Below are 2,740 nucleotides of genomic sequence, written 5' to 3' on the forward strand. Positions count from 1 at the left end.
GCCTGGAGGCGCAGACCGCCTGGGCGGAGGAACACTGCGACCTGATCATCCACACGGGGGACCTGATCGACTTTATGTCCCAGGCCAACCTGGAGTTCGCGCGGAAGTGGCTCAAAAACGACAAGGTGCTCTACATCGCGGGCAACCATGAGTACTACGACGGCCCCGAGTGGGAGGACATGCACTACCGCATGACCAGCGTGGCCAAGATGGGCCCTGAGGGCATCGGGGCAAACCTGTTCTACACCTCCCGGGCCGTGGTCGAGATCGTCGGCGGCTCGCCCACGCCGCGCACGCCGTAGGGCGCGTGCGGGTCGCCGCGCTCGATGATGTCGATCTCCATCGGCGGCATGTCCAGGATCGTCGGGATCAGGTAGTCGGTGAACGACGCGTTGCGCATCTCCCCGCCGCTGACCTGCACCTCCTCCATCACCGCGAGCCCGAGGCCCTGCGCGGAGCCGCCCTGGACCTGCCCGATGATCGCTTCGGGGTGCACCGCCTTGCCGACGTCCTGCACGCAGTCCAGCCGCACGACCTTGACCAGCCCGAGTTCGGTGTCCACGTCGACGATCGCGCGGTGCGCCGAGAAGGCGTGCTGCACCTGCACCAGCTCGCTGACCCCGTCGGCGTCCATCGGCAACGTCGGCCGGTGGTGGTATTCGCGGGTCAGCTCGATCACCTCGTCGCCGAGCACGTCGGCGAGGTCGGCGAGCACCCCGGCCCGTTCGGAGACGACCTTGCCGCCCGCCAGCGACAGCGAGCCCGGTTCGAGACCGTGCTGTTCGGCCGCCCGTTGCAGCACGAGCCCCCGCACCGCCGCGCAGGAGGTCTGCACGGCCCCGCCGGTGACGTAGGTCTGCCGCGACGCCGAGCTCGACCCGGCGGCGCCGACGGAGGTGTCGTTCGGGTGGATCACGACCCGTTCGACGCCGAGCTCGGTCCGCGCGATCTGCTGCTGCACCGTCACCAGGCCCTGACCGACCTCGGCGGCCGCGGTGTGCACCTCGGCGAGCGGCTCGCCGCCGACGACCGCGAGCCGCACCCGCGCGGTGGAGTAGTCGTCGGCGCCTTCGGAGTAGCAGATGTTCTTGATCGTGACGCCGTAACCGATCCCGCGCACCACGCCTTCGCCGTGCGTCGTGTTGGACACCCCGCCCGGCAGGTCGCGGATGTCGCGGTGCTGCGACCGCTCGGGCAGCGGGATCGTCTTGAGCCGCTGCAGCAGCTCGGCCACCGGCGCCGGGTAGTCCAGCCGCTGGCCGGTCGGGATCTGGTCGCCCTGCGCGATCGCGTTGCGGATGCGCAGGTCCGCCGGGTCCACCCCGAGTTCTTCGGCGAGTCTGTCCATTTGGGACTCGTAGGCGAAAGTGGGCTGCACCGCGCCGAGCCCGCGCATCGCACCGCACGGCGGGTTGTTGGTGTAGAGGCCCCAGGACTCGATGTCCACGTTGGGCACTCGATACGGTCCGACGCCGAGCGTGCTCGCGTTCCCCACCACCACGGGGGTTTTCGACGCGTAGGCGCCGCCGTCGAAGTACTGCCGGGCCTTGACGTAGACCAGCGTCCCGTCCCGGGTGGCGCCGTGCTCGTAGTACATCTTCGCCGGGTGCCGGTGCACGTGGCCGTGGAACGACTCCTCCCGGTTGTAGACCATCTTCACCGGTTTCCCGGTGTGCAGGGCGAGCAGGCACACGTGCACCTGGATCGACAGGTCCTCCCTGCCGCCGAACGCGCCGCCGACGCCGGACAGCGTCATGCGCACCTTCTCCTCCGGCAGGTCCAGCGCGGCCGCGGTCTGCTTGCGGTCGGAGTGCAGGTCCTGCGTGGCCAGGTACAGGTCCACCCCGCCGTCCTCGGCGGGCATCGCCAGCCCGGACTCCGGGCCGAGGAACGCCTGGTCCTGCATCCCGACGGTGTAGACGCCGGAGACCACCACCTCGGCGGTCGCGGCCGGGTCGCCCTTGCGGATCACCTGGTGGCGCACCACGTTGCCGTGCTCGTGCAGCTTCGGCAGCGAGTCGTCGTGCGCGACCAGCTCGGCGTCGAGGACCGGGTCGAGCACCTCGTAGTCCACCTCGATGCGCTCCAGCGCGCGGCGCGCCGTCTCCGGGTGGTCGGCGGCGACCAGCGCGACGGCCTCGCCCTTGTACCGCACGACGTCCTCGGCCAGCACCGGCTGGTCCTGCTCCTTCAACCCGTACCGGTTCGGGCCCGGCACGTCTTCGGCGGTCAGCACCGCGTGCACGCCGGGAACCCGCAACGCAGGTCCGATGTGGACCGAGCGGATCCGGGCGTGCGGGTGCGGACTGCGCAGCGTGGCGCCCCACAGCATGTCCTCGGCCCACAGGTCGGAGGAGTAGGCGTACTCGCCGCGCACCTTCAGCGTGCCGTCCGGGCGGATCGGCGATTCCCCGACTCCGCCGGTGATCCCGGTGTCGAGGTGTTGCGGGCTGCGGGTCGGGCCGCTCATCGGGCTACCTCCTGTGCGTTCGCCCGGATCCGGTCGGCGGCGCCGCGCAGTTCCCGGGTCAGGTCCACTTCGGACACCGGGAGCAGGTGTCCGTCCCGCACGACGATCCGTCCGCCGCGCACCAGCAACCGCAGTCTTGGCAGCGGGCCGAGCACCAGCGCGGCGACCGGGTCGGCGATGCCCGCGTGTCCCAGGTCGTCGAGTTCCCACACCGCCACGTCGGCGAGCTTGCCCGGCGTGAGCGAGCCGATTTCCTGTTGCCTGCCAAGG

The 2,740-nt window shown here is 70.7% G+C and carries 2 protein-coding genes and 1 pseudogene; 1 reads left to right on the forward strand and 2 read right to left on the reverse strand.

Annotated features, from left to right (window positions below; translation table 11 throughout):
- A partial coding sequence (locus IJH84_RS18775) for a metallophosphoesterase (protein WP_295146814.1) occupies positions 1-302 on the forward strand: 302 nt, incomplete at its 5' end.
- On the opposite strand, the gene IJH84_RS18780 is transcribed toward IJH84_RS18775, so the two are convergent.
- Both IJH84_RS18780 and IJH84_RS18785 read right to left on the reverse strand, forming a co-directional pair.
- Positions 242-2,470 (reverse strand): molybdopterin cofactor-binding domain-containing protein, encoded by a 2,229-nt coding sequence (locus tag IJH84_RS18780; protein ID WP_295146831.1) that lies wholly within the window; start codon positions 2,468-2,470, stop codon positions 242-244. The two genes, IJH84_RS18775 and IJH84_RS18780, sit on opposite strands and share 61 nt — an antisense overlap.
- Positions 2,467-2,740, reverse strand: a pseudogene (locus IJH84_RS18785) (8-oxoguanine deaminase); the annotation flags it as partial. The gene IJH84_RS18780 and the pseudogene IJH84_RS18785, both read right to left, overlap by 4 nt.

It is taken from the genome of Saccharopolyspora sp., assembly GCF_017434145.1.
GTDB lineage: Bacteria > Actinomycetota > Actinomycetes > Mycobacteriales > Pseudonocardiaceae > Saccharopolyspora_C > Saccharopolyspora_C galaxeae.

What these genes read in the sequence shown, in the direction of transcription:
- IJH84_RS18780 (WP_295146831.1), bottom strand. Translation starts at nt 2,470, where the DNA reads ATGAGCGGCCCGACCCGCAGCCCGCAACACCTCGACACCGGGATCACC.